The 26,182-nt window shown below is 71.9% G+C and carries 22 protein-coding genes and 2 riboswitches; of the genes, 7 read left to right on the top strand and 15 right to left on the bottom strand.

Features of this window, described 5'->3' with window-relative positions; translation table 11 throughout:
- Nucleotides 1-39: 39 nt before the first annotated feature.
- The 13 genes from IEY93_RS15520 to IEY93_RS15460 all read right to left on the bottom strand — a co-directional run bounded on the left by IEY93_RS15520 (nt 40) and on the right by IEY93_RS15460 (nt 15,768).
- Complete coding sequence (locus IEY93_RS15520) at nt 40-399, bottom strand: DUF742 domain-containing protein (protein ID WP_189163751.1); 360 nt, start codon at nt 397-399, stop codon at nt 40-42.
- On the bottom strand, nt 399-821 hold the full coding sequence (locus tag IEY93_RS15515) for a roadblock/LC7 domain-containing protein (RefSeq protein ID WP_189163750.1): 423 nt from the start codon (nt 819-821) through the stop codon (nt 399-401). The genes IEY93_RS15520 and IEY93_RS15515 overlap by 1 nt, the downstream gene beginning before the upstream one ends.
- A 46-nt stretch (nt 822-867) precedes the next feature.
- Nucleotides 868-4,212, bottom strand: coding sequence for a nitrate- and nitrite sensing domain-containing protein (locus tag IEY93_RS15510; RefSeq protein ID WP_203968514.1), 3,345 nt, complete (start codon nt 4,210-4,212; stop codon nt 868-870).
- Between the two features lie 226 nt (nt 4,213-4,438).
- Nucleotides 4,439-6,793, bottom strand: coding sequence for a [protein-PII] uridylyltransferase (locus tag IEY93_RS15505; protein WP_189163748.1), 2,355 nt, complete (start codon nt 6,791-6,793; stop codon nt 4,439-4,441).
- A gap of 7 nt (nt 6,794-6,800) precedes the next feature.
- A complete protein-coding gene (locus IEY93_RS15500) occupies nt 6,801-7,139 on the bottom strand; it encodes a P-II family nitrogen regulator (protein ID WP_189163747.1) in 339 nt (112 codons plus the stop codon).
- Nucleotides 7,136-8,449, bottom strand: coding sequence for an ammonium transporter (locus tag IEY93_RS15495; protein ID WP_189163746.1), 1,314 nt, complete (start codon nt 8,447-8,449; stop codon nt 7,136-7,138). The genes IEY93_RS15500 and IEY93_RS15495 overlap by 4 nt, the downstream gene beginning before the upstream one ends.
- A 269-nt stretch (nt 8,450-8,718) precedes the next feature.
- Nucleotides 8,719-9,660 carry a sigma-70 family RNA polymerase sigma factor gene (locus IEY93_RS15490; RefSeq protein ID WP_189163745.1) on the bottom strand — a complete coding sequence of 314 codons (942 nt, stop codon included), beginning with the start codon at nt 9,658-9,660 and terminating at the stop codon, nt 8,719-8,721.
- 275 nt (nt 9,661-9,935) lie between these two features.
- Nucleotides 9,936-11,294 (bottom strand): formimidoylglutamate deiminase, encoded by a 1,359-nt coding sequence (locus tag IEY93_RS15485; protein WP_189163744.1) that lies wholly within the window; start codon nt 11,292-11,294, stop codon nt 9,936-9,938.
- Between the two features lie 61 nt (nt 11,295-11,355).
- Nucleotides 11,356-12,051 (bottom strand): SDR family oxidoreductase, encoded by a 696-nt coding sequence (locus IEY93_RS15480; RefSeq protein ID WP_189163743.1) that lies wholly within the window; start codon nt 12,049-12,051, stop codon nt 11,356-11,358.
- 263 nt (nt 12,052-12,314) lie between these two features.
- Nucleotides 12,315-13,142: a MurR/RpiR family transcriptional regulator gene (locus IEY93_RS15475; protein ID WP_275411991.1), complete on the bottom strand. Its 828-nt coding sequence runs from the start codon at nt 13,140-13,142 to the stop codon at nt 12,315-12,317.
- A gap of 435 nt (nt 13,143-13,577) precedes the next feature.
- Complete coding sequence (locus IEY93_RS15470; RefSeq protein WP_189163742.1) at nt 13,578-13,772, bottom strand: hypothetical protein; 195 nt, start codon at nt 13,770-13,772, stop codon at nt 13,578-13,580.
- 250 nt (nt 13,773-14,022) lie between these two features.
- The gene (locus IEY93_RS15465; protein ID WP_203968513.1) at nt 14,023-14,895 is read right to left on the bottom strand and encodes a hypothetical protein; all 873 of its coding nucleotides are present in this window, start codon (nt 14,893-14,895) and stop codon (nt 14,023-14,025) included.
- Nucleotides 14,896-15,045: 150 nt separating this feature from the next.
- Nucleotides 15,046-15,768 (bottom strand): FadR/GntR family transcriptional regulator, encoded by a 723-nt coding sequence (locus IEY93_RS15460; RefSeq protein ID WP_189163741.1) that lies wholly within the window; start codon nt 15,766-15,768, stop codon nt 15,046-15,048.
- 144 nt (nt 15,769-15,912) lie between these two features.
- Between IEY93_RS15460 and IEY93_RS15455 the strand changes: the two genes are divergently transcribed.
- The 7 genes from IEY93_RS15455 (at nt 15,913) to IEY93_RS15425 (ending at nt 23,534) form a co-directional block, all read left to right on the top strand.
- Complete coding sequence (locus tag IEY93_RS15455) at nt 15,913-17,259, top strand: glutamine synthetase family protein (RefSeq protein ID WP_229691155.1); 1,347 nt, start codon at nt 15,913-15,915, stop codon at nt 17,257-17,259.
- 63 nt (nt 17,260-17,322) lie between these two features.
- Nucleotides 17,323-18,666, top strand: coding sequence for an aldehyde dehydrogenase family protein (locus tag IEY93_RS15450; RefSeq protein ID WP_189163739.1), 1,344 nt, complete (start codon nt 17,323-17,325; stop codon nt 18,664-18,666).
- A 51-nt stretch (nt 18,667-18,717) separates the two neighbouring features.
- Nucleotides 18,718-19,482, top strand: coding sequence for a 3-oxoacyl-ACP reductase (locus IEY93_RS15445; protein WP_189163738.1), 765 nt, complete (start codon nt 18,718-18,720; stop codon nt 19,480-19,482).
- 10 nt (nt 19,483-19,492) lie between these two features.
- Nucleotides 19,493-20,224 carry a gamma-glutamyl-gamma-aminobutyrate hydrolase family protein gene (locus IEY93_RS15440; protein ID WP_189163737.1) on the top strand — a complete coding sequence of 244 codons (732 nt, stop codon included), beginning with the start codon at nt 19,493-19,495 and terminating at the stop codon, nt 20,222-20,224.
- Between the two features lie 18 nt (nt 20,225-20,242).
- Nucleotides 20,243-20,340, top strand: a riboswitch (glycine riboswitch).
- Nucleotides 20,341-20,440, top strand: a riboswitch (glycine riboswitch).
- Between the two features lie 33 nt (nt 20,441-20,473).
- Nucleotides 20,474-21,565 (top strand): glycine cleavage system aminomethyltransferase GcvT, encoded by a 1,092-nt coding sequence (gene gcvT / locus IEY93_RS15435; protein ID WP_189163736.1) that lies wholly within the window; start codon nt 20,474-20,476, stop codon nt 21,563-21,565.
- Nucleotides 21,562-21,951 (top strand): glycine cleavage system protein GcvH, encoded by a 390-nt coding sequence (gcvH, locus tag IEY93_RS15430; protein ID WP_189163735.1) that lies wholly within the window; start codon nt 21,562-21,564, stop codon nt 21,949-21,951. Before gcvT ends, gcvH begins: the two co-directional genes overlap by 4 nt.
- A 206-nt stretch (nt 21,952-22,157) precedes the next feature.
- Complete coding sequence (locus IEY93_RS15425) at nt 22,158-23,534, top strand: L-serine ammonia-lyase (protein ID WP_189163734.1); 1,377 nt, start codon at nt 22,158-22,160, stop codon at nt 23,532-23,534.
- Here IEY93_RS15425 and IEY93_RS15420 read toward each other — a convergent pair.
- Together IEY93_RS15420 and IEY93_RS15415 are read right to left on the bottom strand one after the other, a co-directional pair.
- Nucleotides 23,521-24,171: a hypothetical protein gene (locus tag IEY93_RS15420; RefSeq protein WP_189163733.1), complete on the bottom strand. Its 651-nt coding sequence runs from the start codon at nt 24,169-24,171 to the stop codon at nt 23,521-23,523. The genes IEY93_RS15425 and IEY93_RS15420 overlap by 14 nt on opposite strands.
- Nucleotides 24,172-24,438: 267 nt before the next feature.
- The gene (locus IEY93_RS15415; protein WP_189163732.1) at nt 24,439-26,028 is read right to left on the bottom strand and encodes an integrase; all 1,590 of its coding nucleotides are present in this window, start codon (nt 26,026-26,028) and stop codon (nt 24,439-24,441) included.
- Nucleotides 26,029-26,182: the final 154 nt, after the last annotated feature.

The following is a 26,182-nucleotide window of genomic DNA, read 5'->3' as shown; positions in this document are numbered from 1 at the left end:
GCGACGACGATCTTCGTCGACGTCAGCGCCGGGCCCCGGCTAGAGCCTGCGAAGTCCACTGAGAACCCTTTCCAGCAGGTTGTGGTCTGGCTGTCCCTGGTTGAGCCGCGGCTGGTGCAGCCGTACCAGACCTTCGTCCGCCATGTCCGCGATCAGCACGCGAGCCACGCCGAGCGGCACCCGCAGCAGCGCGGAGACCTCGGCGACCGAACGGACGGACTGGCAGAGCACGATGATCGTTTCTTGCTCGGGAGTGAGCAGGGACAAATCATCGCCCATTATGGGGGCCGATGAGACCAATGTTTCCATTGCGAGGTGGTAGTTCGGTTCGGCCCGGCCCCCGGTGACGGCGTACGGACGGAACAGGGGCTCGTCCTCGGTCCCGTCACCCTCGAGCATCACCGGAGCCTGGAGGTCTGCAGCTCGGCCCGCAGGGCCGGGGTGAGCACCTGGCCGACGCGCTCGACGAGCATCGTCATCTGGTAGGCCACCAGGCCCATGTCACAGTCGGGCGAGGCCAGGACGGCCAGGCACGAACCATCACTGATCGCCATGACCAGCATGATGCCGTACTGCATCTCGACCACGGTCTGCGTCACCCCGCCGCCGTCGAACACGCGCGAGGCCCCCACGGTGAGGCTGAGCAGTCCCGCGGCCACGGCGGCGAGTTGGTCGGCGCGGTCCGGCGGGAACCCCTCGGAGTTGGCCAGCCGGAGGCCGTCGGCCGAGACGACGACCGCGTGCGCCACCCCCGGCGTCCCGCTGACGAACTCGGTGATCAGCCAGTCGAACCTGCGTGCCTCGTGACTCAGGTCGATCACGAGCCCCTCCTCATCAGTGCCACGTGGGTCAGGTGGATCAAGTGGGTCAAGGATTGCCGGTGCCGTCGTCCCGGGCCGCCGCATCGCCGATGTCCGCCCGCCCGCGCTGGATGCCCTGCTGGAAGCGCGACATCCGGGCACGGACCAGCTCGGCGGAGACCTGCGGGGCCGGCGCGGGGGCGGCCGCGGGGGCCGGTGTGCCGGTGACCGATCCGGGCACCAGATTGGCCTTCGGTGTCCGCTTCGGCAACCCGGCCGCCGTGATCCCGCCGAGGGACGGCTCCCGTGCGGCGTTGGCCGCCTGCCAGCCGGAGTCGGCCGTGGAGCCCCACCCCTCCGACGACGCGGCGGGCGCGGCGGCCTCCGGTGCTTCCGCGGAGCTCGCGGAGCTCGCGGAGCTCGCGGAGCTCGCGGGCTCAGGGGCGGGCCGCCCGGCAGGAGCGGCCGGCTCCTCGGCGTCCTCCCGGCCGGGCACGCCCGCGGTCTCGTCCGAGGTCCGTCCCCGGGCGGCGGCGATGTCGCGGGAGTCGGGGCGGCGGAACCAGGCCGACTCGACCGAGGCGAAGATCGGCAGGTACTCGTCTCCGCGATCCAGCGGCGCGTCCGCCCCACCGGACGCCGGCACGGGCGTGCGCGGACCGGCCGGACCGCCGAACGGCTCCTGCGGCCCGCTGAGCGGCCCGGTACGAGCGCCCGCTCCGGCCGCGGGACCGGTACGCGGCCCGGCCGGCGGGGCGACGGGCGCCGGAGGTCCGGCCTGCGCGAGCGGGGAGGCGAACGGGGCGGTCGGCGGGTCGGCCTGGGTGTGCGAGCCGGGCGAGCGCGTGGGCAGCCCCTGGGCCGTGCCCGGCGCCCTGGAGGTGGCGGCCGTCGGGCCGGTGGAGGGCCCCACCGGGCCGAAGACCGGCTCGTCACCACGCGCCACCGCGCCGAAGACCTGCTCACCGGGCTGCCGGGAGTCGCCGCCTCCGGGTCCCGCCGGGCCGGGCTCCCCGGTAGGCGGGCCGCCGAAGCCACCGGCGGTGACCGGGCCGCCGAAGTCGCCGGCGGGGGTTGCGCCGGCGAAACCGCCGGCGGGCGTCGGTCCGCCGAAGGCGCCCGTCCCGGTCCGGCCGGCGGTCGTGGGCCCGTCGTGCGCCTCGAAGGGGTTGTTCGAGAAGGGCCCCGTCCCGTTCAGCAGGGAATGCCCGTCCGTACCGGCCGGCAGGGGGTACGCGCCGGTGCCGTTCGGGACCGGGGTGGCGCCGCCGGGCACGCCATGGCCGTTCGAGGAGGGGAACACCCCGCCGGAGGCGGGAGAGGTCCCGACGGGGGCCGGCGAGCCGGTGTCCGTCGCGCCGCGCTGCGGCAGCAGTGGCCCGCGCGAGGGGGCCACCGTGATGAGCTGCGGCGGGAACAGCACCATGGCGATGAGACCGGCGGAGTCCCCGCGGCGGAGCTGGACGCGGATGTCGTGGCGCAGCGCGAGGCGGCCGACCACGAACAGTCCCATGCGGCGCGACACCGAGACGTTCACGACCGGCGGGTCGGCGAGCTTGCGGTTGGTCTCGGCGATCTCCTCCGGCGTCATGCCGATGCCGGAGTCGCTGACCGCGAGCAGCGCGCCGCCTCCCTCGATCATGCTGCTGGACACCACGACCCGCGTGTTGCCCGGTGAGAAGGCCAGGGCGTTCTCGACCAGTTCGGCGACCAGGTGGACGACGTCGTTGGCGGCGTACCCGGCGATGGCGGCGCCGCGGTGCACCTTGACGCTCACCCGCTCGTAGTCCTCGACCTCCGACAGCGAGGCCCGCACGACGTCCACCAGCTTGGCCGGCTGGCTGCGCTTGCGCGCGGCCTCGTGACCCGCGAGGACCAGCAGGTTCTCACTGTTGCGGCGCATGCGGGTGGCCAGGTGGTCGAGCTTGAACAGGTCGGCCAGGCGCTTGCCGTCCTGCTCGCCGCGCTCCAGGCCGTCGATCAGCGAGATCTGCCGCTCGACCAGGGTCTGGATGCGCCGGGAGAGGTTGACGAACATCGAGTTGACGTTGCCGCGCAGTTCCGACTCCTCGGCGGCGAGCCGCAGGGCCTGGCGGTGCACCTCGTCGAAGGCGGCGGCCACCTCTCCGATCTCGTCGTGGGTGCCCACGAGGATGGGCTGCACGTCGGCGGACTCACGGACGTCTCCGGTCTCGCGCATCCGCCGCACGACGCCCGGCAGCCGGAACCCGGCGATCTCCAGCGCCTCCGCGCGCAGCCGGCGCAGCGGCCGCACCAGCGAGCGGGCGATGAGCACCGTGGTGGCGAGGACCAGCAGGATCAGAGCGAGGATCAGCACTCCGGCGATGATCGCGTTGCGCCGCTCGGTCGACTCCAGCGCCGAGGCGCGGGCGGCGACGGAGGCCGCGACCTGGTCCTCCACCTTCTGCAGCAGCTCGATGGTCTTGGTGTTGTCCTCGAACCACTGCCGGACCGCGGTGACGCCGCGGGTTCCGTTCGCCTGTACCGGCAGGTTCCGCGAGGCCAGGGCGATGGCCCACGACTTGGTGAGCTCGGCCCGGATCACCTGCTCGCCCACGAGCGTGGCGGAGAGCAGACGCCCGTTCTCGGCCCCGGCCTCTCCGCTGTAGGTCGCGAACGCGGCGCGCTGCCGCGAGCGGGAGGCGATGAAGGACTCCAGCGTGTCCGGGGTGAACCGCTGACCGCGGGCCAGCGTGCCGATGAGCGTGCCGCGCTGCTGGGAGATCTCCTCCTTGGCGTGGGCGAGCGCGCTCAGGCCGCGCAGGTCGCCGACGAGCTGCGGGTCCTGGCCCGTCTGGGCGATCTCGTCGTGCAGGCGGAGCAGGGCGGAGATCACGTCGGCGTACTTGGCGGCCTGGCCGCCCTGGCGGATCACCGGCATCGCGTCCAGGCGTCTGGCGACCTGCTGGGCGTCCTGGACGGCGCGCACGCCGTAGTCCGCGTCCACCTCACCGAGGTCGGCGCGGACCCGGGCGATCGCCGTGTCCACGGCGGTGCGCTGGTCGAGCAGCGCCGCCCGCTGCTGGCGGGTGGTCTGGTACCAGATCGTCCTGTCGCGTTCCAAGCCGAGTTGCAGGCTGAGGGTGCGCAGGTGAGCGGCGATGGTGGCCTCGGCGGCGGTGCGCTGGTAGGCCGAGACGCTGTCGACGGACGCCACCACGCGCAGGCCGGCGAGCAGCACGCCGACGAACGTCGGCACCAGGATGAGCGCGGTGAGCCGTGCCGACACCCGCCAGTTGCGCGGTGCGAGCCGGTCGGCGACGCCGCGCCGGCCGTGCTGCCCGTGCCCTGCCGAGCCCCCCTGGCTCCCCGTCCCGCCCCCGCGCCTGTGCCGGTTCGGTCCCGCCGCGGCTCCCGGTTCGGGGATGGCCGTGGACTCGGGCTCCGACATGCTCAACGCGCCACCCCCTGCGCTCTTCCATGCATGGATGACGGCATGGCTGATAAGGACATAACCCCGACAATTCGACCACAAGGTCACCGATGACGAGCACAGAACCGGCACACCCAACGTAATTGTTATGAATCGCGCCGCGATCTTGCTCGCCTGACCTGCGGTTTTCCCGGGCGGTCCGCCGGTTCGGGCCGGCGGAGGGGGAGGCCGCCTCCGGGAGGGCTCAGCGCAAGGCGGCGAGCACGTGCTCGCGCACCTGCGTGCGCTGCTCGGGGTCGGTGATGGGCCGGCCCGAGCGGTCCACGACATAGAAGACGTCGACCGCCTCGGCGCCCAGTGTCTCCACGCGCGCCGCGCGCACGTCGAGGTTGCAGTCGCCGAAGGCCCGGCCGATGCGCCACAGCAGTCCGGGACGGTCATGGGCACGGACCTCGACCACCGTCGCCGTCTGCGAGGCGTCGTCGACCAGGCTGACCCTCGGCGGCGCGACCGGGACCCGCGCGGGACGCACCGACCGGGTCCGCCGGGCCAGCCGCTGCTCGATGTCCAGCCGGCCGGCCAGCACCAGGCGCAGATCGGCCTCCAGCGTGGCGGGGTCCGGCGGGGTGCCGTACTCCGGGATCACCGAGAACTCGATGACCGCGGTGGAGGACGCCGAGGCCGCCGAGGCCGAGCGGACCACCATGCGATGCGCCGCCAGCACGCCGGCCGCCCGCCACAGAAGGCCCGGCCGGTCGGGGGCCACCACCGTGACCGCGCCGCCGTTGACCCGTATGGCGCCGCCGCCGTGCCTGGCCAGGGACGCCTGCTGCGGAGAGAGCGCCGGCGCCGGCGCCGGCGGGCTGCCCGACAGCACCGAACGCACCTTGCGCACCAGTTCGGAGACCAGGGAGGCCTTCCAGGAGTTCCAGGCGGCCGGACCGGTGGCGTTGCCGTCGGCGACGGCCAGCGCGGCCAGCAACTCCAGCACCTCGCGGTTGCCCACGGCCTCGGCGACCCGCGAGATCGTCACCGGGTCGTCCAGGTCGCGCCGGGTGGCGGTCTCGGGCAGCAGCAGGTGATGGCGGACCACCGTCGCCAGCGTCTCGACGTCGGCCGGGGGCAACCCCATGCGGGCTCCGATGTCCCTGGCGACGATCTCACCGGTCGTAGAGTGGTCGCCCGGCCAGCCCTTGCCCACGTCGTGCAGCAGAGCGGAGATCAGCAGCAGGTCGGGCCGGGACACCTCGCGGGTGAACGAGGCCGCGCCGGCCGCCGTCTCGATGAGGTGCCGGTCGACGGTGAAGCGGTGGACGGGGTTGCGCTGCGGACGGTGCCGGACGCGCTCCCAGTCGGGGATGAGCCGGACGATGACGCCCGCCTGGTCGAACTCCTCCCAGACCGGTACGGCCGCGCGGCCGGTGCCGAGCAGGGCGACCAGCGCGTCGCGCGCCTCGTCCGGCCAGGGGACCGGCATCGGCGGGGACTGGGCCGCGAGCACCGAGACGGTGGCCGGGGCGATCGGCAGCCCGGCCTCGGCGGCGGCGGCCGCCGCCCGGAGCACGAGCACCGGGTCGTTCTTGGGATTGACGCCGCGAGCGAGCACGACCTCACCGCCGTGCTCGACCACTCCGTCGGCGAGCGGGCGCCGGCCGCGCGGCGCCGGCCCGGACAGCAGGCGGTCCACCGTGCGCCAGGTGGCGTCGAAGGCGTGCGAGATGGTGCGGCCGGCCTCGGCGAGGCGGCGCATCAGGGCCTCGGCGTCCAGCAGGCCGAGCGCCCCCGCCACGGCGTCCTGCTCCTGCAGCACCAGGCGGTCGGTGCCGCGCGCGGTGACCAGGTGCAGCCCGTGGCGTACGTCGAGCAGGAACTCGTGGGCCTCGCGCACCCGGGGTCCGGGGGCGGAGGCGACCCAGGCGGCGGCCACGGCCTGCATGGCCTGCACGTCGCGCAGGCCACCCCGGGAGTCCCTGATGTCGGGTTCCAGGAGGAAGGCCAGCTCGCCCGCCGACTCGGCGCGCTTGTCGGCGGCCTCGTGCAACTCGGCCAGCCTGCGCCGGGAGTCGGCCCGCCACTCGGCGAGCACCGCCTCGCGGGCGGCCCTGGTGAGCTCGGGGTCTCCGGCGATGTGCCGGGCCTGGATCAGCCCGAGCACGGCCTTGAGGTCTTCGCGGGCCACCTTGGTGGACTCTTCGACCGTGCGCACCGAGTGGTCGAGGCCGAGACCGGAGTCCCAGATGGGGTACCAGATGCGGTCGGCGATGCGGCCGATGTCCTCCTGCCCGTTGTGCAGCAGGACCAGGTCCAGGTCACTGCCCGGAGCCAGTTCGCCGCGGCCCAGACTGCCGACGGCGACCAGCGCGATGCCGGTCCCCGCGGGGGCCGCGGACGACGGGGCGCCGGGGCCCCCGAAGGAGGCTCCGGCGCCGCGTTCGTCAGCGGAGGAGAACCCGCTCTTGGCCCCCCCGAGCCCGTTCCGGCCTTCCCGTCCCCCGTACGGCGCGGGACACGCTGTACGGAAGAGGTCGGCCAGCCAGCGGTCGATGTCCGCGGACCGCTCTTTGCGGGTCGCGGCATATGAGCGAGCGTCGCCTCTCATCATCCGGTTAGAGCGCCTCCGGTCCGCGTTCTCCCGTGCGCACCCTGACCACGGTCTCCACGGGGACCGACCAGACCTTGCCGTCGCCGATCTTGCCGGTCTGGGCCGCCTTGACGATGACGTCGATGACGTCCTCGGCGTCCTCCTCCTCGGTCAGCACCTCGACGCGGACCTTGGGCACCAGGTCGACCTGGTACTCGGCGCCGCGGTAGACCTCGGTGTGGCCGCGCTGCCGGCCGTACCCGCTGGTCTCGCTGACCGTCATGCCCTTGACCCCGAACTGCTCCAGGGCCGCCTTGACGTCGTCGAGCTTGAAGGGCTTGATCACCGCTGTGATGAGCCTCATGCGTCTACCTTCTTCGCCACTGATGGGACAGGGCCGTTCAGCGAGGCGGCGACGCCGGACGCGTGAACGGAGCCGAGGTCGTAGCCGGTCTCGGCGTGGGTGGTGATGTCGATGCCGGTGACCTCGTCCTCTTCAGTGACCCGGAAGCCCATCGTCTTGTCAATGATCTTGCCGATGATCCAGGCGAGAACGAAGGAGTAGATGCCGACGACGACCGGACCGAGGATCTGGCGCCCGAGCTGGGTGAGCCCGCCGCCGTAGAACAGGCCGGGGGCCTGCGGGTCCAGGAACGGGTAGGCGGCGAAGAAGCCCAGCGAGATGGCGCCGATCGCGCCGCCGACCAGGTGGACGCCGACCACGTCGAGCGAGTCGTCGTAGCCGAGCTTGTACTTCAGGCCGACCGCGTACGCACAGGCGGCACCGGCGATGGCGCCGATGACCATCGCGGCCCACGGGTCGACGAAACCACAGGCGGGAGTGATGGCGACCAGACCGGCGACCGCGCCGGAGGCGACGCCGAGGGTGGTGGAGTGGCCGTCGCGGAGCTTCTCGACCAGGATCCAGGCGCCGGCGGCCACCGCGGTCGCGAGCTGGGTGTTCATGAAGGCGAGGCCGGCGGTGCCGTCGACCGCGAGCTCGGAGCCGGCGTTGAAGCCGAACCAGCCGAACCACAGCAGGCCGACACCGAGGAGCACGAGGGTCAGGTTGTGCGGACGCATGGGGTCCTTGCGCCAGCCGCTGCGCTTGCCGATCACCAGCGCGAGCGCCAGGCCCGCCGCACCGGCGTTGACGTGGACCACCGTGCCGCCGGCGAAGTCCTCGATGCCGAGCTGGGTCAGCCAGCCGCCGCCCCACACCCAGTGGGCCACCGGGAAGTAGACGACCGTCGCCCAGACGATGGAGAAGACCACCCACGCCCCGAACTTGGCGCGGTCGGCGATGGCACCGCTGATCAGTGCCACGGTGATGATGGCGAAGGTGAGCTGGAACGCCGAGAACACCAGGCTCGGCATGCCGGTGCCGTCGTCCTTGGTCGCGGTGTCCACCAGGCTCTGCAGGCCGACGGCCTCCAGGCCACCCACGAAGCGGTTCAGCAGTTCACTGCCGTTCGTACCGAACGCCAGCGAGTGTCCGTAAAGGGCCCAGGCGATGCTGACGGTGATGATGCTGACGAAGGACATCATCATCATGTTCAGGACGCTCTTGGCCCTGGTCATGCCCCCGTAGAAGAACGCGAGTCCCGGCGTCATCAGCAGCACCAGCGCGGTGGCCGCGAGCATCCAGGCTGTGGTGCCGCTATCGATCTTCATCCGATGCGACCCTCCTTACAAATGGCGTGTGGCCGTTTTCTCCCGCAGTGGGCGCTCCAGGGCTTCATTGACCGGCTGCACACTGACGTTGGGCGAAAGCGTGTTCTTCTGCCGTTTCAGGTCTGGACCCTGCGTGTTTCACGTACGTGAAACTCACCACAGTGATGTTTCGGCCACGTTTCGGAGGGTTGCTGAAGCGTCATCGGCGCGTCCCAATCGACGCGCCGATGACGAGAATGTTCGGCGACCGGGCTGCCGCCCGCGCCGGGTTAGGCGGCGGCCTGGGCGAGTTTGCGCAGGCGGGCGAGGGCGTCGCGCTCGATGCGCCGCGCGCGGTCGCGGCCGATGCCGTAGCGCTCGCCGACCTCGGTGAGGGTGTGCTCGCGGCCGTCGACGAGGCCGTAACGCCACCGCAACATCTCGCGCGTGCGCCCCTCCAAGCCCTGCAGCCAGTCTTCCAGGCGCTCGCGCTCGAGGGTGTCGAGGGCCTGCTGCTCGGGATCGGCCCAGGTCTCGTCGGCGATCATGTCGCCGAGCTCGGTCTCGTCCTCGTCGCCCACCCCGAGCTGCAGCGACACCGGGTCGGAGGCCCAGCGGCGCAGCTCGCGAACCCGCTCGATGGGCAGGTCGAGCACCTCGGCGAGGTCCTTGTCGGTCGGCTCGGCGTCCATCTGGGCCATCATGTCGCGGCGCACGCGCATCAGGCGGGTCATCTGCTCGCCGGCGTGGGTGGGCAGGCGGACGGGCCGGGCCTGCTCGTGGATGGCGCGCCCGACCGACTGGCGGATCCACCAGGTGGCGTAGGTGGAGAACTTGTAGCCGCGGCGGTAGTCGAACTTCTCCACGGCGCGCACCAGGCCGAGGTTGCCCTCCTGCACCAGGTCGATCAGCGGCATCCCCCGGCCGCTGTACTTCCTGGCGACGGCCACCACCAGGCGGAGGTTCGCCTGGATGAAGTCGTCCTTTGCGCGCCGGCCGGACACCGCCAGCCGCTCGAGCTCCTCATCGGTCGCGTCCGCCGTCTTGGGCTCCGGATCCCCGGTGTCCAGGAGCTGCTCGGCGTACAGACCCGCCTCGATGCGCTTGGCCAGCTCGACCTCCTGGTCGGCGCTGAGCAAGGGCACTCGTCCTATCTCGGCCAGGTAGGTGCCGAGAAGATCTCTCTCGGCAGCCTGCTGATCCTGAGCCCGATTCCCCGTCGGCCTTGCCATCCGATGGCACCTCGTCTCGCCCGCCCTGGTGTGCGGGTGAGCCCGCCCTGCCGGCCGTCCGTGCCGGAGCGACGCGCTCTCCCCCTCTTTGCCGGATCAACGAACAGTCCATGGCAAAGATTCCCCAAAGAGATGCGACCGGAGAATGGTTTCCGGCGTCCTCCTCAGGTATGAGTTCGCACCTGAAGAGGGATGATGTGCCCCCGGAAAAAGCGGCTAAACGCCAGTAAATCGGAATGCGATCCCCAGCATGCGCACCTCCTCGGGGGGCGGCTTCAGTACGTCCCGTCGCGCAGTGCGGTTATCGCGCCGGCCAGCAGAGTCCCGACGTCGCCGAGGATGTGGCCGCCCTCCACGACCACCCGCCGGCCACCGGAGACCACCGAGTGGACGTCGCAGGCCGACGCGCCGAACACGACGGTGTCGGCGGGCGAGGCGGCGCGCGCACCCGCGGTGCGCACCGAGTCCAGCCGCACCGACACCAGGTCGGCCCAGGCGCCCGGGACGATGTAGCCCGCGTCGGGGTGGCCGAGGGACGCCTGGCCGACCGACGTGGCCGCGTCGAGCAGGTCGGCGGCCCTCCAGTGACCCCGCTCCCCCGTGGTCAGGCGCTCGTCCAGCTCGACCGCCCGCGCCTCCTCCAGCAGGTCGATGATGACGTTGCTGTCGCTGCCCAGGGTGATCGGCGACCCCGCCTCGTGCAGCCGCCGCGCCGGGCCGACCCCGTCGGCCAGGTCGCGCTCGGTCGTCGGGCACACGCACACATAGGTGGAGGACCCGCTGAGCAGCGCCACGTCCACGTCGCTCAGGTGGGTGGCGTGGACGGCGGTCGTGCGCGGCCCGAGGACGCCGTGCTCGTAGAGCACCTGGACGGGCGTCGCGCAGTAGGTCTCGACGCAGTGGCGGTTCTCGGTGCGCCGCTCGGAGACCTGGGCGTGCACCGGGGCGGCCCTGCGGTGGCCGAACTCCGCGACCACCGGCATCTGCTCCGGCGGGCAGGCCCGCACCGAGTGGACGGCCCCGCCGACCACCACGTCCGGGCTGCCGGCATACTCCTCGGCGAGGGCGTCCGCGCGCTCGGCCCACTGGTGGGCGTCACGGTCGGCGAAGCGCAGTTGCGGGCCGCTGGGAGCGGCGCCGATGCCGTCGCACAGATAGCACGCCTGCAGCAGGGTGATGCGCAGCCCGGCGTCCCTGGCCGCCTGGACGAGCGCGTGGCCCATGGCGTTGGGGTCGGCGTACGGGCGGCCACCCCGGTCGCGGTGCAGGTAGTGGAACTCCCCGACGCAGGTGACGCCGGCCATGGCCATCTCGGCGTAGGTCGCCCTGGCCAGGTCGAGATAGGTGCCGGGGTCGAGCCGGTCGGCGATGGCGTACATGCGCTCGCGCCAGCCGCGGAAGCTCTCCGAGCCGCCCTCGGCCTGCCCGCGCAGAGCGCGGTGGAAGGCGTGGGAGTGCGCGTTGGCCATGCCCGGCATCGTCAGGCCGCTCAGGCGCACGGCCCCCTTGGGGGCGGCGCCGACCCCTTGCGCGACCTCGGCGAAGCGGTTGCCCTCCACCCGGACCAGGACGCCCTCGACCGGGGTCCCTGGCGGCATCCAGGCCAGCTCGCACCAGTAGGTAAGGTCGGACACTCCCCCAATCTGTCCGGGGAAACGTCAACGTATGTCCCGTTATCTGAATCGATTCGTTGACTCAGGAGACCGGGCCGGCCGCGGGGCGCACGCTGATCTCGGTGACGTGGGCGTCGCCGCTCGCGGTCACCGCCGCGAGGACGGCCGCGGCGACCGACTCGGCCCGCAGATAGCGCTCCGGCTCGTACGCGCCGCCCTCGTGCTCGCGCACCTCGCGCTGCATATCGGTGGCGATCCTCCCCGGGTACACGGTGGTCACCCGTACGCCGTACCGCTCCTCCTCCAGACGGAGGACGTCGGCGAAGGCCCGCAGTGCGAACTTGCTCGCGGCGTAGGCGCCCCAGCCGGGGTTGGCGCGCTGCCCGGCCCCGGAGTTGATCAGCACCACGTGACCGTGCGAGGCGCGCAGCGGGGGCAGCAGCAGCCGGGTCAGGCCCGCCACCGCGATGACGTTGACCTCCATCGACTCCCGCCAGTCGCGGAGCGACAGCTCGGCCAGCGCGCCCAGGCGCGCCACGCCCGCGCTGTGCACGAGCAGATCGAGCCGGTCCACGCCGGCCGCCGCCTCGGCGACCGCGCGCTCGTCGGTCAGCTCCACGGCCCAGGGCCGGGCCCCGAGCTCGTCGCAGAGAGCGCGGAGCGCGGTGCCGTCGCGTCCGCCGAGGATCAGGTCGTAGGCCGGTGCGAGGGCCCGGGCGATGGCCTCCCCGACTCCGCGGGAGCCCCCGGTGATCAGTGCGATGGGTCGTGCGGTCATGCGGCTCACCTTAGGCGCCGCCCATCCGGCTCCCGGACCCCGGCCCGCCTTGGCCGCCCGGTCCGTCCTTGCCGCCCGGCGCCGCCTCGGTCATTTTCCCAATGCCGTACTTTCTCCTAGTCCTCGCACCTTTCCTAATGTGCGGGCTCTACGTACCGTCTTTTCGGCATTTCCGGGACTTATCCAGCGCGAAGCTCATAATGATCATCACTGCCACCGGACGTCCGGGAGGCGTCCGGCTCCCTCGCCCCGCCCGCGGGCGGTCACGGGCGGAGGAACACCCCTGTCTGGCCGCTCATCCGCTCGTCCTCTTCCAGGCGGGCACGGGTGCGCAGCGGCGCGGCCTCGGCCATGGCCTCCAGCAAGAGCATCGCCAGCGTGAGCGGCGCCGCGTGCGCACCGCACACCGGCCGCTCGCCCATCGGCGCCGGCAGCACCACGTCGGCCGGGAACGGCACCTCGGCCCGGTCGGTGATCACCGCGGTGCGCAGGCCGAGCTTGGCGGCGTACTCCAGCGCCTGCACGGCCTCGACCGGGTATCGGGGCAGGACGATGGCGAGTAACCACTCCGAGCCCGCACGGCGTGCGGCGTGCAGCCCGTCGGTCAGCTCGGAACCGCCGTGCACGAGCGGCCGGACGTCGGGGTGGATGCGCCGCGCGTAGTAGGTGAAGGTCATGACCGGCCCGGACGACACCCGCAGTCCGAGCACGGGAAGCGGCTCGCAGGCCGCCAGAGCCGTGCCGAGGCCCCGGATGCGCCCGGACAACCCGTCGGCGGGCCGGCCGGGCGGCGGGGCCAGGCGCTCGCGCAGCGCCGTGAGGTTGCGCATTTCGCGGTCGATCATCTCGATCAGGGAGCGCGCCGCCCCGTTGCCGTCGGCGGGGGACGGGGGGAGGTCGCCGACGGCCTCGCCGAGGACGAGCGGGCGCAGCGCATGGCGGAACTCCGGATATCCGGCGAAGCCCAGGGCGATCGCGAACCGGGTCACCGACGGCTGGCTGACCCCGGCCCGCTCGGCCAGTTCGACGCTCGACAGGAAGATCGCGTCAGGAAGGTTCTCGCCCAGATATAGGGCGATGCGCCTTTGCACGGGGGAAAGACGCCTGTCCCCGATCAGCTGTTCGAGCCCGTCCGCCACTTGCACCTCCAGCCCCCGGGGCGGCCATCCCCGCCGATCGACAACGCACAAGGCCGCCGTCCTCATCCCGCCCCGCCCGCCGGTGCCCCCGCCCCCGCGGCGTCCGCCGATGCGCCGAGTGATCGCGTACATCAGAGGAGAACCCGAACATACCCGTCCCCCGCCGCCGAGCCATCCCGTTTTCGTCGCACGGCCATCGCGGATTTCCCGGCGGTGGAGGTGACACCGGCGGGGTGGGCCGGCGGTGGCCCTGGCTCGGGCCGGCGGAGGAGGTGCGACGAGGTGACGGAGCCGGTCAGAAGGGGAACGGCCGCTCCGGGTGGGTGGGGCCGGGCCGGCTGCGTTCGCGTGTTCGGCGGAGGCGAGCGGCCCAGGGCCGAGGAGCGGTCAGTGCCGGACGCCGTACTCGCGGCGGATCTGCCGTGCGACCTCCTCCAGGCGCTCGCGGGTCTGCAGCAGCCGGGCTTCGGCCTCCTCGGTGCGTGCCTCCGCGGCCAAGGTGCGGTTCCCGGTGCTCGCGCCGAGCCTCCGCTTGGCGCGGGCCTTCAGCTCACGAATGCGCCACCTTCCCAGCAGTCCCATCGTGCTCCGCCTCCTCACCTATCGACGTGGCACCGGCCCACTCCCCCGGATCGGCCGATCCATGCACGGGACGCCCCGGACGGCAGGTCAGACCCCCTTCGTGATCAGGCCAGCACCCTTCGCCGCATCGCGCTGTTCGCTCTGGCCAGCGCGGGCGTCGCCTTGCCGCACCTGGTGCGCGTCATCTGCGGGGCCGACCCGGCCTCCGCGGAGTTCACCGAGCACTACGCCGAGCAGGTCAGGCGCCTGCTCACCCACCTGCGCCCGTGACGCGGCCGTGCTCGCCGCCGGGCCGCGGGTCGGACACCCCATCGCCGCGGGTGCCCGCCGCCGTCCCGGCCGCGCCGCGCACGCCGCCGCTCCACACCGACGGCAGGTCGTGACGCCCTGAGACGAACTCCTGGACGGCGATCTTCGCCCGGATGACCGGGCGGCGCCAGCGGATCTCCCGGTGCACGGCCTTCGCCATCTTGGCGGGCCGCGGCCGGCGCGAGCCGGGGGCGAAGAACCAGCGCGCCCACGGCGACCCGGGCCGCGCCAGCCGCACCGCGCCGACGATGAGCAGCACCGGTACGAACAGCCCGGCGAGACCCGTCCAGATCTTGCCCTTGAGCAGGGTGACCACGGCGAGGACAAGGTTGAGCAGCAGCAGAAGGGCCGCCGACCACCTGCCGGCCGCCGACGGCTCGGGCTCCTCCCAGCCGAACGGGCGCACGCCGAGCAGCAGGAGCAACGTCACCGCGATCGCCACGAAGACCGCGTCGACGGACGTGCGGCCCTCCTCCGACCAGTAGACGTCGCGCAGGTGCAGGATCAGCGCGAACTCGTCCAGCACCAGCGCCGCGCCGACCCCGAAGACGGCCGCGGTGCAGGCGTACCAGCCGGAGGACAGCCCGGCGGTGACCAGCCCGGCCACCCCGCCGAACAGCATGAGGACCACGCCGAACACGACGTGGTGGACGTGGACGTCACCGACGTTGACGTCGCGGAACCAGCCCACCTTGGCGCGGATCAGCCGGACGTTGACCCGGGTGAAGACGAAGGTCACGATCAGCGCCGTCAGGAAGCAGAACAGCGGCAGGCGTCCGGTGCCGACGATGCGTTCGTGAAACCAGGCTCCCACAGTCAACCCCCAGTACCCGATGCTACGGCTCCGCCAACGCTCCTCCTGCCCCGTGCGCCGCTCCGGTTCCGTCCGGTCCAACGGCTCGGCGGGCCTCGTGGTGCCCGCCCCGCCTCAGCCGGGCACGTCGTGAGCCGCCTGGTCCCCCGGTCAGGCGAGGAAGGCGCGCAGCAGGGCCGCGGTCCCCTCCAGGTGCTCGACCACGGCCCTGCGCGCGGCCTCGGGGTCGCCGTCCAGGATGGCGGCGACCATGGCGGCGTGCTGGGCGGCGGCGTGGTCGATGTTGGGGCCGAGCACCGGGATGGCGTTGAGCAGGTCGGTGACCCGCAGCCGCGCGTCGGCGGCGGCCGAGGCGAGCAGCGCCGACCCGGTCAGCTCGGCGATCGCCAGGTGGAAGGCGGTGTCGAGCCGCCGGTAGTCGGCCGGGGCGGCGTCGTTGACGTCGGCCAGCCTGCGCCGCAGCACCTCCCGGCGCCCCTCGGTGAGGCCGGTGGTGGCGAGCACCTGCGCCGCGCCGCACTCGATCGCCATCCGGAAGGTCAGCGCGTCGTCCAGCTCACCCGGTCCCATCCGCCGGACGACCTCGCGCAGGTCGCCCCGGCCCGGCAGCGGCGGCTCGTACACGACGAACGCCCCTCCGTACCGGCCGCGCCGCACGTCGAGGTAGCCGGCCTCCTGCAGGGCGCGGATCGCCTCGCGCAGGGTGACCCGGCTGATGCCGAGCTGGACGGCGAGCTCGCGCTCGGGCGGGAGCTTCCCGCCGGGTGCGACCACTCCCAGTTTGATGACCTGCAGCAGCCGCTCGACGGTCTCCTCGAACGCGTTGCCGGCGCGGACCGGTCCAAGGAGCGCGACGAGCGGCTGCTCGCCCATCACGTCCTCCCCCACAACCCCGCAGCAAATGGTTTGAGATTAGCCCCTTTCGCCACTTTGCCGCGCGGAGCCGTTGACGCGGGGCGGTCGCTGGTGCTTGCATGCCGCCAATGGTCTGTTTCCAGACTTTTGGAAGGGAGCGCGGTGCTCACCGTCGACCGTCTCCGTGAAGAGGTGTCCGCCGGGCGGGTCGACACCGTGCTCCTGGCCATCGTGGACATGCAGGGACGTCTCCAGGGCAAGCGGCTGTCCGCGCGGTACTTCCTGGAGGAGGTGCTGCACCACGCCGCCGAGGGCTGCAACTATCTCCTCGCCGTGGACGTCGACATGAACACCGTCGGCGGCTACACCATGTCCTCCTGGGAGCGCGGCTACGGCGACTTCGTGATGCGCCCCGACCTCGGCACACTGCGCAAGGTGCCCTGGCAGGAGGGCACGGTCATGCTGCTGGCCGACCTCGCCTGGGAGGACGGCTCGGACGTCGCCGCCTCGCCGCGGCAGATCCTGCGCGGGCAGACCGCCCGGCTGGCCGAACGGGGCCTGGCGGCCTACGTGGGCACCGAGTTGGAGTTCGTCGTCTACACCGACAGCTACGAGAGCGCCTGGTCGCGGGCCTACCGGGATCTGACCCCCGCCAACCAGTACAACGTCGACTACTCCCTGCTCGGCGGCGCCCGCGTCGAGCCGCTGCTGCGCCGCGTCCGGCTCGGCATGGAGGGCGCGGGCATGTACGTCGAGTCCGCCAAGGGCGAGTGCAACCTGGGCCAGCACGAGATCGCCTTCCGGTACGCCGAGGCGCTCACCACGTGCGACAACCACGCGATCTACAAGAACGGCGCCAAGGAGATCGCCGCCCAGGAGGGCATGTCGATCACCTTCATGGCCAAGCCCAACCATCGGGAGGGCAACTCCTGCCACATCCACATCTCCCTGCGCGGCGCCGGCGGCGAGCCGGTCATGGCCGGCGACCGGCCGCACGGGCTGTCCGAGCTCGGCGAGCACTTCATCGCCGGCCAGCTCGCCGCCCTGCGGGAGCTGACCCTGCTCTACGCGCCCAACATCAACTCCTACAAGCGGTACGTGCCGGGCAGTTTCGCGCCGACGGCGGTCAAGTGGGGGGTGGACAACCGCACCTGCGCCCTGCGCCTGGTCGGGCACGGCCCCGCGCTGCGGGTCGAGAACCGCGTGCCGGGCGGCGACGTCAACCCCTACCTGGCCGTCTCGGGGCTGATCGCGGCCGGGTTGTACGGCATCGACAACGAGCTGCCGTTGGAGGAGGCGTACGCGGGGAACGCCTACAGCGCCGGGGCGGCCACCGTGCCGGCCAGCCTGCGCGACGCGCTCGTCCTGTGGGAGGGGTCCAAGATCGCCAGGGAGGCGCTCGGCGAGCAGGTCGTCGAGCACTACGCGAACAACGCCCGCGTCGAGCTGGCCGCCTTCGACGCGGCGGTCACCGACTGGGAGCTGTTCCGCGGCTTCGAGCGGATGTGACGCGAGGACATGGGGGCGTGAGGACGTGAGGACCATCGGACCGGCCACCGGGGCGCGCGCGACATGAAGATCATCAATCCGGCCACCGAGGACGTCCTCGCCGACGTCGAGTTCGCGGACGTCGCCGAGACCGACCGCGCCGTCGAGCGCGCCCGCGCGGCGTTCCCCGCCTGGCGTGAGGTCTCCCCGGGCGACCGCGCGCGGCTGCTGCGGCGCTTCGCCGACCTGGTCGACCGGCACGGCGACGAGCTGGCCGATCTCGAACTGGCCAACGCCGGGCACCCGATCGGCAACGCCCGCTGGGAGGCGGGCAACGTGCGCGACGTCCTGCACTTCTACGCCGGGGCGCCCGAGCGCAACCACGGAATGCAGATCCCGGTGCCGGGCGGGGTGGACATCACCTTCGCCGAGCCGCTCGGCGTCGTGGGCGTGATCGTGCCGTGGAACTTCCCGATGGTCATCATGACCTGGGGAGCGGCCCCGGCACTGGCCGCGGGCAACACGGTGATCGTCAAGCCCGCCGAGTGGACCCCGCTGACGGCGCTGCGGCTGGCCGAGCTGGCCCGCGAAGCGGGCCTGCCCGAGGGGGTGCTCCAGGTGCTGCCCGGAGAAGGGGAGGTCGCGGGCGCGCGCCTGGTCGAGCACCCCGGCGTACGCAAGATCGTGTTCACCGGCTCGACCGAGGTGGGCAGGCTCATCGCCGCCCGGGCCGCCGAACAGGTCAAGCGGGTCACCCTGGAGCTCGGCGGCAAGAGCGCCAACATCGTCTTCGCCGACGCCGACCTGGAACGGGCCGTGGCGACCGCGCCGATGGCGGTGTTCGACAACAGCGGCCAGGACTGCTGCGCCCGCTCGCGCATCCTCGTCGAACGGCCGGTGTACGAGGAGTTCCTGGACCGCCTGGTCGCCACGATCGGCGGGCTCACCGTCGGCGACCCGCGCGACCCGGGCACCGACCTCGGGCCGCTGATCAGCGCCGAGCACCGCGCGCGGGTCGCCTCGTTCGTGACCGGCACCCCGCACCACCAGGGCTCCTGCCCGGCGGGCAAGGGCTTCTGGTTCCCGCCGACCGTGCTGACCCACGACTCCCTGGACGAGCGCGCGTTCACCGAGGAGATCTTCGGGCCGGTGGTGAGCGTCGTCCCGTTCGACGGCGAGGCCGAGGCCGTCCGCATCGCCAACGACACCAGGTACGGGCTGTCGGGCTCGATCTGGACCCGGGACGTGGGGCGGGCGCTGCGCGTGGCACGCGCCGTGGAGGCGGGCAACCTGTCGGTCAACTCGCACTCCTCGGTCCGCTACTGGACGCCGTTCGGCGGCTACAAGCAGTCAGGGCTCGGCCGCGAGCTGGGCCCGGACGCGCTCGCCGCGTTCACCGAGGTCAAGAACGTCTTCATCGCCCACTGACGCTCCGATTCCGGGAGCGGGGAAACCATCGGCACCAGGGAGTTCGTCACCATGCAACGTCTGCGCGACCGCGTCGCCGTCATCACCGGTGCGGCGGGCGGCATCGGCCTCGCCACGGCCCGCCGCTTCGCCGAGGAGGGCGCCAAGGTCGTGTGCGCCGACGTCGACGAGGAGGGCGGCGCCAAGATCGCCGAGGAGGTCGGCGGCCTCTTCGTCCGCACCGACGTCACCAGCGAGGACGACGTCGCCGCGCTGTTCCAGGCGGCCTTCGAGACCTACGGCTCCGTGGACGTCGCGTTCAACAACGCCGGCATCTCCCCGCCCGACGACGACTCCATCCTCACCACCGGCATGGACGCCTGGCGGCGGGTGCAGGACGTCAACCTCACCAGCGTCTACCTGTGCTGCAAGCACGCCATCCCGTACATGCGGCGGCAGGGCAAGGGCTCGATCATCAACACCGCGTCCTTCGTGGCGGTGATGGGCTCGGCGACCTCGCAGATCTCCTACACCGCCTCCAAGGGCGGAGTTCTCGCCATGTCGCGCGAACTGGGCGTGCAGTTCGCCCGCGAGGGCATCCGGGTCAACGCGCTGTGCCCGGGACCGGTGAACACTCCGCTGCTGCAGGAGCTGTTCGCCAAGGACCCCGAGCGCGCCCAGCGGCGCCTGGTGCACATCCCGCTCGGGCGGTTCGCCGAGGCGTCCGAGATCGCCGCGGCGGTCGCGTTCCTGGCCTCCGACGACGCGAGCTTCATCACCGGCGCGGAGTTCCTGGTGGACGGCGGCATCTCCGGCGCCTACGTCACTCCCCTGTAGCGTGGCGCCCATGTCACGACCGGTCATCGGGATCACCTGCTACGTCGAGCCCGCCGCGTTCACCGTGTGGCGGATGCCGGCCGCGCTGCTGCCCTACGGCTACGTCGAGCACGTCGAGCGGGCGGGCGGCCAGCCGGTGATCCTGCCCCCGGCCGGCGATCCGGCTCCGCTGGCCGCGCGGCTGGACGGGCTGATCGTGGCCGGTGGCGGGGACGTCGATCCCGGCCGGTACGCCGCGCCGCCGCACCCGCGCACCGGGTACATCAGGAAGTTCCGCGACGAGGCGGAGTTCGCGCTGGTGGGCGCCGCCTTGGACGCCGGGCTGCCGCTCCTCGGCGTGTGCCGGGGCATGCAGGTGCTGAACGTCCATCTGGGCGGCACCCTGCACCAGCATCTGCCCGACGTGACCGGCCACGACGGGCACTCCCCCGCCCCCGGCGAGTTCGGCCACCTGCCGGTGACCGTCGAGCCGGGGAGCAGGCTGGCCGAGGTGCTCGGGCCTGGGAAGGCCGAGGCCGCCCACTACCACCACCAGGCGGTCGACCGCCTCGGCGTGGGGCTGACGGTGTCGGCGACCTGCGACGACGGGACGATCGAGGCGGTCGAGCTGGCCGGGCACCCGTTCGCGCTCGCCGTCCAGTGGCATCCGGAGGCCGCCGAGGAGAGCCGCCTGTTCGAGGCTTTGGTCACCGCCGCGCGAGCCTTGCGACCGGGCATTGGTGCGGGTGAGCGGCATTGGTAGGGTGGGCGGCGACACCGATGATCCCGTGCGGGAGAGCGTCCTGACAGCCGGTCAGGACCCCTGAAGGAGCAAGTCCTCCCCGCGAACCTCACAAGGCAAAGGACCGCGCGGGCCAGGTGACCTCTGGAAAGCAGACCCCTCTGGGGGCCTCGCCGAAGGTGAAAGTCCGGTAAATACCGGGCGAAACTCTCAGGCACCGATGACAGAGGGGGAGGATGCTCTCATCCGTCCCTGTCTGAGGTGCGCATCATGTCCAGATCCACACCGCTCCGCGAGGTGCACGAGAGCCTCGGCGCGACGCTCACCGACTTCGCCGGCTGGCTGATGCCGCTCCGCTACGGCAGCGAGTCCGCCGAGCACAACGCGGTGCGCACGGCCGCCGGGCTGTTCGACCTCTCCCACATGGGAGAGATCTTCCTCACCGGGCCGCAGGCCGGCGAGGCGCTCGATCACGCTCTGGTCGGTCACCTGTCGGTGCTGGAGCCCGGCCGGGCGCGCTACACCATGATCTGCGCGCCGGACGGCGGCGTGCTCGACGACCTGATCGTCTACCGCCTGGCCGCCGAGGAGTTCCTGGTGGTGGCCAACGCCTCCAACTACCAGCGCGTCGCGGCCGAGCTCACCGCCCGGGCCGAGGGCTTCCAGGCAGAGGTCGCCGACCGGTCCGACGAGTACGCGCTGGTCGCCGTCCAGGGGCCGCGCGCGCAGGAGATCCTCGCCACTCTCACCGACGCCGACCTGCCGGGGTTGAAGTACTACGCCGGGCTGCCCGGCACCGTCGCCGGGGTCGAGGCCCTCATCGCCCGCACCGGGTACACCGGTGAGGACGGCTTCGAGCTGTTCGTCGCCGCGGGCGACGCCGTGACCGTGTGGCAGGAGCTGGCCAAGGCCGGCGACGCCCACGGCCTGCGCCCGGCGGGCCTGTCCGCCCGGGACACCCTGCGCCTTGAGGCCGGCATGCCGCTGTACGGCAACGAGCTGAACGCCGGGCTCACCCCCTTCGACGCCGGCCTCGGCCGCGTCGTACGTTTCGACAAGCCGGGCGACTTCGTCGGCCGCGCGGCCCTCGCGCCGCTCAAGGACGTCCCGCCGCGCCGGCGCCTGACCGGCCTGGTAGCGCGCGGGCGCCGAGTGCCGCGCCACGGCTACCCCGTGGTGCTGCTGACCGACGGTAGCGTCGTTGGGGAGGTCACCAGCGGCGCACCCTCTCAGTCCCTCGGCAAGCCGATCGCGATGGCCTACGTCGACACCAACGTGTCGGAGGGCCTGGCGGTCGACATCCGTGGTAGCCATGAACCGGTCGACGTGGTTGACCTGCCTTTTTACCGGAGGAGCAAGTGAGCAGCATTCCCGAGGAGCTCAGCTACACCAAGGAGCACGAGTGGGTGGCCGGTCTTGACGACGGCCTCACCGTGACCGTGGGCATCACGGCCTTCGCCGCCGAGTCCCTCGGCGACGTGGTGTTCGTCCAGTTGCCCGAGGTCGGCGGCATGGTGGAAGCGGGCGACGCGGTGGGCGAGGTCGAGTCCACCAAGTCCGTCAGCGACATCTACGCGCCGGTGACCGGCGAGGTCGTCGCGGTCAACCAGGTCGTCGTCGACGACCCGTCGCTGGTGAACTCCGACCCCTACGGCGAGGGGTGGCTGTTCCAGGTGCGGGTGGAGGGCACCCCCGAGGACCTCCTCACCGCCGAGGAGTACACCCAGGTCACCACCGCGGAGTCCTGAGCATCCTCGACGCGCCGCCGGCCGGTCCCACCCGGCCGGCGCGCCGAACCCGTCAGAGATGACCGACGTACCGGACCCGGCGGACCACGCCCGCCGGGTGCCCGGCCCGCAGGGTCCGCGTCGGCCCGTACATTTCGAGCATCCCGCATGACCCGCGCCTTCCGGGGCATTCCTCGCACGTCACGTTCCGAAGGACGGAAAGATCAATGGCGATCAGCGTCTTCGACCTGTTCAAGATCGGTATCGGGCCGTCCAGCTCGCACACCGGTGGTCCCATGGCCGCGGCGCACAAGTTCGCCCGCGGCCTGCACCAGGACGGCCTGCTGGAGAAGACCGCCCGGGTCGAGGCCATCCTCTACGGCTCGCTGGGCCTGACCGGCAAGGGACACGGCAGCGACAAGGCCGTGCTGCTCGGGCTGTCCGGCGAGAAGCCCGAACTGGTCGACGTGGACACCGTCGACGACAAGCTCGCGCACATCCGCGAGACCGGCGCCCTCACGCTGTACGGCAGGCACGAGATCCCGTTCGTGGTCGGCGAGCACCTGGTGTTCGAGCGCAAGATCTCCCTGCCGGGGCATCCGAACGGCATGCGCTTCACCGCCTTCACCGCCGAGGGCGAGCAGCTCCGCGAGAAGGTCTACTACTCGGTGGGCGGCGGGTTCGTGGTGGACGAGAACGCCACCGGGGCCGACCGCATCAAGGCCGACGACACCGAGCTGCCCTACCCGTTCACCACCGGCGCCGACCTGCTGCGGCACTGCGCGGAGACCGGGCTGTCGGTCTCCGGGCTCATGCTGGAGAACGAGAAGGCCTTCGGCCGCACCGAGGCCGAGATCAGGACGAGCCTGCTGAACATCTGGGGCGTCATGTCCGAGTGCGTGCGCCGCGGCACCGCCAAGGAGGGCGTGCTCCCCGGCGGCCTGAAGGTCAGGCGCCGGGCCAACCAGATGCTCCGGCGTCTGCAGAGCGAGTCCCCCGAGAAGGACCCGCTGCAGACCATGGACTGGGTCACGCTGTTCGCCCTGGCCGTCAACGAGGAGAACGCCGCCGGCGGACGGGTGGTCACCGCGCCCACCAACGGCGCGGCCGGCATCATCCCGGCCGTGCTGACCTACTACGAGCGGTTCACGCCGGGCTCCGACGAGGACGGCGTGATCCGTTTCCTGCTCACCGCCGGCGCGATCGGCGTGCTGTTCAAGGAGAACGCCTCCATCTCCGGCGCCGAGGTCGGCTGCCAGGGCGAGGTCGGCTCGGCCTGCTCGATGGCCGCCGCCGGCCTCACCGAGGCGCTCGGCGGCACCCCCGAGCAGGTCGAGAACGCCGCGGAGATCGGCATCGAGCACAACCTCGGCCTCACCTGCGACCCGATCGGCGGCCTGGTGCAGATCCCGTGCATCGAGCGCAACGCGGTCGCCTCGATCAAGGCCATCACCGCGGCCCGCATCGCGCTGCGCGGCGACGGCCGCCACTTCGTCGCCCTGGACAAGGCCATCAAGACCATGCGCGACACCGGCCGCGACATGCTCGACAAGTACAAGGAGACCAGCCGCGGCGGCCTCGCCGTCAACGTCATCGAGTGCTGATCCCGGCACCCGTCCTGCCGCGCCACAGCTCCAGGCCGAGCCAGAGCCCGCCGGCCGCGATCAGGACGCCGTGCGCGATGCGCAGGGCGGGCGAGCCGAAGAACTGCGGGATGAACAGCACGAACCCCGCGGCGAGCGGAACGGCGCTCCACCGGGACAGCACGCCCGAGCGCGCCACCGCGACCGCCGCCATCGTCACACCCACGGCGAGGAGCACCAGGCCGCCCAGGAACATCGTGCCCGCCACCGGCGCGAAGCGGAACTCGCTCACCAGTCGCAGCAGTGACGCGTTCTGGTCCCGGACGGCCTGGCCCGCGATCACGTTCAGCCCGAAGTCCTCTGCGCCGTAGTACGGCAGGACGAGCCCCGCGCCGAGCCACGTCACCACGAGCGCGCGGGCGGTGCGGCGCTGACCGAGCACGCGGTGCAGAGCGAACAGCCCCAGCGGCAGCAGGATGAACCCGATCATCGCGAACAGATGGGACGCGACCCAGGCCGGCGAGGCGATCGCGACGGCGCCGTCCATCGACGACTCGTCGGAGTACGGCCGTATCGCGGGATACAGCAGGAACAGCACGCCGACCGCCACGAAGGCCACGGCGCCGAGACGGGATCGGGACAAGGGGGTGGTGCTCACGGGGGATCCTCCTGACGACCAGCCATCCGGCTCATGCGCTCACTTATGAGAGCGATGCTCTCTATTAGGATCAGGATTGTCAAGAGCTTTCATCGCTCCGGCAGGAGAGCACTGAAACCACGGATGCCGTACGGGCACCACGAGCGACAAGACGGCCCCGCCTCAGCCCGGTCCCGCCAACGCCGCTCCTTCACCCGCGGCGCGCGTCCGACACCGACACGACACCCTGCGAACCACCCAGACCGCTCCACGCCCTCGCCGTCGACGTCACCGAACACCGATGCGCGGCTCCAGCAGATCGACGACGCACAGCCCGGTCTCCCCGCCCACCAGGCTGGGGGCCACCTCCGCCCGCGCCGCCAGATCGAGCGGAGCCAGCCCCTCCACCTGGTCGGCATGCACGATGCGGTCCAGGCCCGCTCCCACCAGCGGCGCGGCGGTGCGCAGAGAAGCCTCCAGCGCCACGCCTCGCATGGCTCCCCCGTGCAGGACGATGTTGCGCGTCCGGTAGAGCCGGCGCAGCGCCACCCGGTAGGTGCTCATCACCTCACCCAGCACCCGGCGCGGATCGGCCATCAGCGCGGCCATCCGCTGCGCGGCGGGCGCGTCGCTGTACTTGCTGCGCGCGCCGGAGAAGTCAAGGACCGAGGGCCCGGAGGCGCGAAGCGCCTCGGCGACGCAGCGGGCCCGCTCGCGATTGGTCCCGCAGTCGGCGATGCGACGTGCGAGATCGTCCGGCTGCCGTGGCCTGTGATGGTGCGCGAGCGCCGTCAACTCGGCCCTGGGCCACGAGCAGGCGATGATCACCGCAAGCCGATCGGCGGCGACCGCCTTGCCCGACCGTTCGGCCTCCGGCGGGTCGTCCGGATGCGAGAGCAACGCCTCGATGGCGGCCCAGGCCCCCGCCACGGCCGGCCCGAGCGGCCCCTGGTTGATCGGCGCCGCCAGTTCGAGCGCCTCGTCGATCCGGCTGCGCGTGCCTTCGATGGCATAGAGATGTCCCTCGTTGACGAGGGACACCACATCGGCACCTCGGGCCGGTGGGTTCGAGGCAATAGGTTCTGCGTGCCCGGCGATCCAGATGTACGGCAACGGGGTTATCCCTCCCCGGTGATGCCGCAGATATGACGAGCGAGCCACCATACGCTCGATCATCTGCCGAGCCTGCTCGGCCGCTCCATGCACGTCCAGCGCCGCAAGGCGGTACAGGAAGCCGCCTCCTGGCCGGACGCCCGTGGTGTCATGTGCGTATTTGCGCAACCATTCCATCACCTGTTCCTTCGGCAGCCAGGTCGCCAGCGGCTCTGCGAGCGTGCGGTGCGGCACTCCGGACAGGGCGACCAGCACTTCGAATGACCTGGGTTCGCCTCGGGCCAGCACTGCCGCACCCTCGGCGATGTCACGGGTCTCCGCATGACCGGAATAAAGGTCCCGAGCCCAGGCCAGAAGGTGATTCTTGCTGTACCCGAGATCGAGCAGGTGTGCGGCGACGGTGCGGGAGAACCGCTCCGGGCCGGGACGGTCAGGCGAGAGCACCGCAGCCGTCCAACGCTCCAGGTAGCCCTGGTAGGCGTGGTCGATGATCTCCCGTAGGCGCCTGCGAGCGGGACTCGGGTCGGGGAGCGGTCTCGCGAGCAGGACATTGATCTCTTGTCGCAGCTCACGTTCCCCGAGCCCGCGGTCCGGCCCGATCATCGTGCGGAGTTCGGCACGCTGCCAGTCGCACGCGGCCGGCGAGAGGACCCCGTGAGCCTGCCACGTTCCCGCCTCCCATAGCTCATCGAGCGCGAGCAGCGAGCCGACGTCCCATAGCCGCCGCGCCCACGGTGTGCCCTCATCTTTGAAAAAGTCGATCATGCGAGCAAGAGCATGGCGAGCATAAGGCTCGTTAGATGCGAAGTGTGATGACCCGAACACGGTAAGTACCGTAGCCGGTCCGCGACGGACGTGTTAGGCTGATCGCAGACTTAGAGGGGCACCGCCGGAAGGCCACTGCCCCTCTTTTTCATTT

This window comes from Sphaerisporangium melleum, from assembly GCF_014646695.1.
In the GTDB taxonomy this organism is placed as follows: Bacteria; Actinomycetota; Actinomycetes; order Streptosporangiales; family Streptosporangiaceae; genus Sphaerisporangium; species Sphaerisporangium melleum.
The sequence above is the reverse complement of the archived record's forward strand: the minus strand, read 5'-3'. Positions and strand labels throughout refer to the sequence as shown.